We start from the raw sequence: 6718 nt of genomic DNA, 5'->3' as shown, positions 1-6718 counted from the left end.
GCTTCGATAGCCGAACTTAGGACTTGAAGGGGTGGAGTTTCGTGACGATCGCGGTAACCGGTTCTATTGCCACTGACAATTTGATGCGGTTCCCGGGCCGATTCTCCGAGCACCTGCTGGCCGAGCACCTGCAGAAGGTGTCGCTGAGCTTCCTGGTCGACGACCTGGTGATCCACCGCGGCGGCGTCGCGGGCAACATCGCCTTCGCCATCGGCGTGCTCGGTGGCGACGTGGCGCTGGTCGGGGCGGCCGGTGACGATTTCGTCGGCGACTACGGCAAGTGGCTGCAGTCGCACGGCGTCAACACCGACCACGTGCTGATCTCGAAGTCTGCCCATACCGCGCGGTTCGTCTGCACCACCGACGAGGACATGGCGCAGATCGCGTCGTTCTACCCGGGGGCGATGTCCGAGGCCCGCAACATCAAGCTCTCTGACCTCGTCTCCGCCAAGGGCAAGCCGGATCTGGTGATCATCGGGGCCAACGATCCCGACGCGATGGTGGTGCACACCGAGGAGTGCCGCAAGCTCGGCCTGCCGTTCGCCGCCGACCCGTCGCAGCAGCTGCCTCGGTTGTCCGGCGAGGAGATCGACAAGCTCGTCGACGGCGCGGAGTACCTGTTCACCAACGACTATGAGTGGGAGTTGCTGCAGTCGAAGACCGGCTGGTCCGAGGCCGACGTGATGGGCAAGGTCGGCCTGCGGGTTACCACGCTGGGAGCCAAGGGCGTCGACATCGTTGACCGCGACGGAACCACCGTCCACGTCGGTGTGGTGCCCGAGACCAGCCTCACCGACCCCACCGGTGTCGGTGACGCGTTCCGCGCCGGCTTCCTGACCGGACGCAGCGGCGGGCTCAGCCTGGAGCGCTCGGCGCAACTGGGCTCCCTGGTTGCGGTGCTGGTGCTCGAGTCGACCGGTACCCAGGAGTGGACGTGGGACGCCGCGGCCGCCAAGACCCGGCTGGCCGGCGCCTATGGCGACGACGCTGCCGCCGAAATCGCCACCGTGCTCACCTAGGTCCGCTGTTTAGAGCTGCACGGGATATTGCGGCTCGCTGATCTGTGGCACCACGCTGTGCTCGACAAAGATCGCGTGCCACAGCATGAAAATCAGTACCGTCCACAGCCTGCGGCTGTGATCGGCTGTGCCGCAACGGTGTTCGTCTAGCATTTGGCGAACAGCCGACGCGTTGATCAGGTCGTCGGTGGCCGACGCGTTCACCATTTCATGCGCCCACTCCAGCAGCGGGCCGGCCCGCAGCCAATGCCGAATCGGTACCGGGAAGCCCAGTTTCGGCCGGTTGAGCACATGCGGCGGGACGATCGGTTCCAGCGCGCGGCGCAGCGCGTACTTGGTGGTGGTGCGGGTGATCTTGGCGTCCACCGGCAACCGGGAGGCGACCGCGAACACCTCGGGATCCAGGAACGGGACCCGTAGTTCCAGCGAGTTGGCCATCGTCATCTTGTCGGCCTTGACCAGTATGTCGCCGCGCAACCAGGTGAACAGGTCGACGTGCTGCATCCGGGCCACCGGGTCCCAGTCGGCGGACTCTGCGTAGATCGGCGCGGTGATGTCGGTGTGGGTCCACTCCGGCCGGAATGCGGCCAGCACGTCGCGCAGTTGCGCGTCGGAGAAGCTGCGGGCATTGCCGTAATAACGCTGCTCGAGGGTCAGCGATCCGCGGTGCAGCAGACTTTTGCCCCGCATGCCGTCCGGCAGGGGCTTGGACAATGTTCCCATCGAGCGCCGAAGCGGTCGCGGCAGGTAGTCAAAAGGCTTGAGCGACAACGGTTCCCGATAGATGGTGTAGCCGCCGAACAGCTCGTCGGCGCCCTCGCCGGACAGCACCACCTTGACGTGCTTGCGTGCTTCACGGGCCACGAAGAACAGCGGCACCAACGCGGGGTCGGCCACCGGTTCGTCGAGGTACCAGACGATCTCGGGCAACGCGGCGACGAATTCGTCGGGAGCCACCACCTTGGCGATGTGGCGCGCGCCGATCGCCTCGGCCGATGCCACCGCGACGTCGACCTCCGAGAAGCCCTCACGTTCGAAGCCGGTGGTGAACGTGATCAGCCGCGGGTTGTGCCGAATGGCCAGCGCCGCGATCGCGGTCGAGTCGATGCCGCCGGACAGAAACGCACCCACCGTGACGTCGGCGCGCATGTGCTTGGCCACCGAGTCCTCCAGGACCGCGGTGATCTCGTCGTAGCGGGCCTGCTCGCTACCACGCGAGATCGGCGTCACCTCGAAGCGCGGCACGAAATAGCGGGTGGTCTGCGGCGCCTGACCGGGACTGATACGCGCAAAGCAGCCCGATTCCAGCCGGCGCACGCCCCGATGCAGCGTCTCGGGTTCGGGCACGTACTGCAGCACTGTGTAGTGCTGAACGGCACGATCGTCGATCGAGGTGTCGAATCCCACCAGATCGGCCAGTTCCAGCAGGCACTTCTTCTCGCTGGCTACTGCGGTGCCACCGGTCCCGGTGGCCATGAACAGTGGCTTGATGCCGAAAGGATCCCGGGCACAGAACAATTCGCCGGTCACGGTGTCCCATAGCGCGAAGGCGAACATGCCGCGTAGTCGGGTGAGGGCGTCGGCGCCCCAATAGTGGTAGGCGGCGACGATGGCCTCCCCGTCGCCGTCGGTGGCGAAAACCGCGCCGTGGCGCTCGGCGAGCTCGGCTCGCAACTCCAGGTAGTTGTAGATCTCGCCGTTGAACACCAACTCGTAGCGGCCGGGGCTCTCCGGCGGACCCCAGCGCAGCGGCTGATGCGAATGAGCGATGTCGATGATGGACAGCCGGTTGAAACCGAACACGACGGTCCCGGCCGCATCGGCCCAGGTGCCCGGTTCGTCAGGTCCACGGTGGCGCATCAGGTGTGACGCCTGCGCGATGGCCTCGGCCGTGGCCTGCCCGCCGCTCGACGGCTCGGCGCCGGCCACGGCAGCCACGAAGGCCAGCAGTCCACACATCGCCGCTCAGTATGCCGCAAAGTGGGCCGCCGCTGGATGCCGCACGACGCGGTTGCAACGGCCGGCGGGGTCCGCACGGCTGCGCTGCGTGCGTGGTCTACGCTGCGTAGTATTCGACGTGCGAGTCAGCCGACAGTCCCCTTGACCGGGGAATGCGCGTTGTCGGCCCAGCTTGTGAATCAGGGAGGCGCGACCGTGACATCTCGCGGGCCAGGCTGTTCGCAGAGCTTGTTGAAGAGCCGCTCGGCAGGGCTTCGCCGGCTCCGGCTGCCGGTGCTGGCCGGCATGCTGGGCTTGCTGGCGGTGAGCCTGAGCGGATGCAGTTGGTCGGACGCGTTCGCGCTCGGCTGGCCCCGGGGTATCACCACCGAGGGCGACTGGAACCGGCAGCTGTGGATCGGCGCGGTGATCGCGTCGCTGGTGGTCGGTGTGCTCGTGTGGGGCTTGATGTTCTGGGCGATTGCGTTCCACCGCCATAAGGTCACCGACACCGAACTGCCCCGCCAGTTCGGCTACAACATGCCGTTGGAACTGGTGCTCACCGTGACACCGTTCCTGATCATCTCGGTGCTTTTCTATTTCACCGTGGTGGTGCAGGAGAAGATGCTGCACCTGGCGTCGGATCCCGAGGTCGTAGTCGACGTCACCTCGTTCCAGTGGAACTGGAAGTTCGGCTACCAGAAGGTCGATTTCAAGGACGGCACGCTCAAGTACGACGGAGCCGACCCGGCCCGCAAAGCGGCGATGGTCTCCAAGCCCGAGGGCAAAGACTCCCGCGGTGAAGAACGTGTCGGCCCGGTCCGCGGGCTGAACACCGAGGACCGCACTTACCTCAACTTCGACAAGGTCGAGACCTTAGGCACCAGCACCGAGATCCCGGTGCTGGTGTTGCCGGCCGGCAAGCGAATCGAGTTCCAGCTCGCGTCGGCGGATGTGATCCACGGTTTCTGGGTGCCGGAGTTCCTGTTCAAGCGTGACGTGATGCCCGATCCCGCGGCCAACCACTCGGTCAACGTCTTCCAGGTCGAGCAGATCAACCGAACCGGGGCGTTCGTGGGTCGCTGCGCGGAGATGTGCGGGACCTACCACTCGATGATGAACTTCGAGGTCCGGGTGGTTCAGCCCAACGACTTCAAGGCCTACCTGCTGCAACGGACCGCGGGAAAGACGAACGCCCAAGCGTTGCAGGGCATCGCGCAGTCTCCGCTCGCGGTCACCACTCACCCGTTCGACACCCGCCGCGGCGAGCTGGCGCCCCAAGCGAGTAAGTAGGGAAACCCATGCACATCGAAGCCAGGCTGTTCGAGTTCATCGCGGCGTTCTTCGTCTTCTGCACGATCCTTTACGGCATTCTGACCAGCTTGTTCGCCACCGGCGGCATCGAGTGGGCCGGCACCACCGCACTGGCGCTGACCAGCGGTATGGCCTTGATCGTGGCGACGTTCTTCCGTTTCGTGGCCCGTCGGCTCGACACCCGGCCCGAGGACTACGAGGGCGCTGAGATCAGTGACGGCGCAGGAGAACTGGGTTTCTTCAGCCCGCACAGCTGGTGGCCGATTCTGGTAGCGCTGTCGGGTTCGGTGGCGGCCGTCGGCATCGCACTGTGGCTACCGTGGTTGATCGTCGCCGGAGTTGTGTTCATCCTGAGTTCGGCGGCCGGGTTGGTCTTCGAGTACTACGTGGGGCCCGAGAAGCACTAGCCGGCGCCGGCAAGGTCACAATCAGGGCGTCAGTTGATCCGTGACCGGGTCGCCCAGAATGTCATACGAGATCCGGTTGGGTAGGGTTTGCCGAGGCACAATGAGGAACATCGGGGCGCGCGCTCAACAACTCAACCGCGGTGCCGCGTACCCCGATGAAGTAGTCGAACAGGACAGACGATCATGAGCGGGCCGAATCCACCAGGACCAGAGTCCGAAGAACTGGAACCCGGCGTCGAGCCCAGCCGAAGCGGCAGCGAAGTCGACGGTGGAGGGAGCGATTTCGGCGCCGGGGAGTCCGACGCTGAAGGCCGGACCGATGTGTACTCACGGGCCTACTCGGCTCCGGAGTCCGAACACATCAGCAGCGGACCTTACGTACCCGCGAACCTTGATCTCTACGACTACGACAACTACGACGACGTGGGTCCGCACGAGGCGGAAGCCCGCACGGCCCGCTGGCCGTGGATTGTCGGAATCGCCGCGATCGTCGCGGCAATTGCCCTCGTAGTCTCGGTGTCGCTGCTGTTCGCCCGCACCGACACGACCAAGGTGGCAACGCCGAGCACCGCGCCCACGTCCACGCCGCCGATGCAGGACGAGATCATCGTCACTACGACGACGCATGCGCCGCCGCCGTCCAGCTCGGTGCCGCCACCACCGCCGCCGCCGCCCAGCGAGGTGCCGCCACCGGCCCCCGCACCGGCTCCGGCCCCGCCACCGGCCCCCGCACCGGCTCCGGCCCCGCCACCTGCACCGCCCGCACCAGCGCCACCGCCGGCGCCCGCCGGGCCCAAGCAGTACACGTATTCGGTGACCGGCACCAAGGCGCCATTCGACCAGATCACGATCACCTACACCGACGCCTCGGGTATGCGGCGGACGCTGTCCAACGTCTACATCCCGTGGACGATCACGCTCACACCGATCTCGGCGTCCGACGTCGGTTCGATCGAGGCGTCCAGCTTGCTGCGCCTGAGCAAGCTCAACTGCAAGGTCACTGCTAGCGACGGAACGGTGTTGTCGGCCAACGAGAATAATCAACCGCAAGTCAACTGCTGATGGATCGAAACTCGCAAGCCTGGGGCGCGCGCGGAAAGGTCACGCCGGCCACCGCTGACCGCATCGTGATCGGGTCATGCGCCGTCATTTGGCTGGTTCTGGTCGGGGTGAGCGTCGCGGCACTCGTTGCGCTGATGGATCTGGGCCGGGGTTTCCACGCTGCGACGGGGAACCCGCACACCTCGTCGGTGCTGTACGCGATCATCATCATCTCGGCGCTGATCATTCTGGCGGCGATCCCCATGCTGCTGCGTGCCCGGCGCATCACCCGGGACGGACCGGCCGCGCCATCGGCCGGGTCGCCGGCGCGCACCGTGAGCGCCCGGTCGATCAGGTCCGGGTCATTGGCGGGGCACAGTGCCACCGAGCGGTTGACGACCCAACGACCGGCGTTGGCCGACACTGAGGTGGACCGCTTCTGGCTGCGCGGCACCGCGGCATTGATGGGCGCCATGGGCGCGGCGCTGCTCGCGGTCGCATCGGCGACTTATGCGATGGCGATCGGCCACGATGCCTATGCGTGGACCGGCTACGGAATTGCCGGGGCCATCACGCTGGTGATGCCGCTGATTCCCTGGCGGCAGGTGCGCCAGCTTCGCGGCATGCTCGCCGGCTGACCGCTCGTCGCCCAGACCGCTTGGCGCTCAACGGATCTAGCCCCCAATGGCGGCTAGTGGTGGCCGTTCGTTGAGCCGTTGCCGTTGCTGCCGTCCTGGTGCTCCCGCAATGCGGTGAGCGCGCGTTGCTCGGAGGCGTGGTGGGCTTCGGACAACGCCGCATCCTCGGAGACCGGGTCGGCGAACAGGAAGCTGCCGGAGCCGGGGGAGCCGCCGGAGCCGAGCTTGTTCATCTTCACCGGGACCGGAGCGCCTTGGTACTCCAGCGGGATCGGGTGGCCGTGGTCGTCGACCGGTCCTAACGGCTGGTGCAGTTCGATGTAGGCGCCGTGCGGCAGGCGTTTGATGATGCCGGTTTCGA

At 66.3% G+C, this 6718-nt stretch carries 6 protein-coding genes and 1 pseudogene; 5 read left to right on the top strand and 2 right to left on the bottom strand.

From position 1 onward, the window contains the following. Positions 1-41: 41 nt before the first annotated feature. A complete protein-coding gene (locus tag VGH54_RS23770) occupies positions 42-1019 on the top strand; it encodes a carbohydrate kinase family protein (protein WP_331514571.1) in 978 nt (325 codons plus the stop codon). 9 nt (positions 1020-1028) lie between these two features. Here the strand turns inward: VGH54_RS23770 and asnB are convergent, their stop codons facing one another. Next, complete coding sequence (gene asnB / locus VGH54_RS23765) at positions 1029-2978, bottom strand: asparagine synthase (glutamine-hydrolyzing) (protein WP_331514570.1); 1950 nt, start codon at positions 2976-2978, stop codon at positions 1029-1031. A gap of 195 nt (positions 2979-3173) precedes the next feature. Between asnB and VGH54_RS23760 the strand changes: the two genes are divergently transcribed. The 4 genes from VGH54_RS23760 to VGH54_RS23745 all read left to right on the top strand — a co-directional run bounded on the left by VGH54_RS23760 (position 3174) and on the right by VGH54_RS23745 (position 6357). Further along, complete coding sequence (locus VGH54_RS23760) at positions 3174-4250, top strand: cytochrome c oxidase subunit II (protein ID WP_414688781.1); 1077 nt, start codon at positions 3174-3176, stop codon at positions 4248-4250. A gap of 8 nt (positions 4251-4258) precedes the next feature. Then, entirely contained in the window at positions 4259-4678 is a 420-nt protein-coding gene (locus VGH54_RS23755) for a cytochrome c oxidase subunit 4 (RefSeq protein ID WP_331514569.1), read from the top strand. A gap of 183 nt (positions 4679-4861) precedes the next feature. Further along, the gene (locus VGH54_RS23750; RefSeq protein WP_331514568.1) at positions 4862-5740 is read left to right on the top strand and encodes an MmpS family transport accessory protein; all 879 of its coding nucleotides are present in this window, start codon (positions 4862-4864) and stop codon (positions 5738-5740) included. Continuing rightward, complete coding sequence (locus tag VGH54_RS23745) at positions 5740-6357, top strand: DUF2561 family protein (protein ID WP_331514567.1); 618 nt, start codon at positions 5740-5742, stop codon at positions 6355-6357. The genes VGH54_RS23750 and VGH54_RS23745 overlap by 1 nt, the downstream gene beginning before the upstream one ends. A 53-nt stretch (positions 6358-6410) precedes the next feature. Here VGH54_RS23745 and VGH54_RS23740 read toward each other — a convergent pair. Continuing rightward, positions 6411-6718: pseudogene (locus VGH54_RS23740) on the bottom strand (cytochrome b); the annotation flags it as partial.

This window comes from Mycobacterium sp. (genome assembly GCF_036488105.1).
Classification (GTDB): domain Bacteria; phylum Actinomycetota; class Actinomycetes; order Mycobacteriales; family Mycobacteriaceae; genus Mycobacterium.
Note: the sequence above shows the minus strand (reverse complement) of the source record. Positions and strands in the feature narration are given on the sequence as shown.

What these genes read in the sequence shown, in the direction of transcription:
- asnB (WP_331514570.1), bottom strand. Translation starts at nt 2,978, where the DNA reads ATGTGTGGACTGCTGGCCTTCGTGGCTGCCGTGGCCGGCGCCGAGCCG.
- VGH54_RS23755 (WP_331514569.1), top strand. Translation starts at nt 4,259, where the DNA reads ATGCACATCGAAGCCAGGCTGTTCGAGTTCATCGCGGCGTTCTTCGTC.
- VGH54_RS23750 (WP_331514568.1), top strand. Translation starts at nt 4,862, where the DNA reads ATGAGCGGGCCGAATCCACCAGGACCAGAGTCCGAAGAACTGGAACCC.
- VGH54_RS23745 (WP_331514567.1), top strand. Translation starts at nt 5,740, where the DNA reads ATGGATCGAAACTCGCAAGCCTGGGGCGCGCGCGGAAAGGTCACGCCG.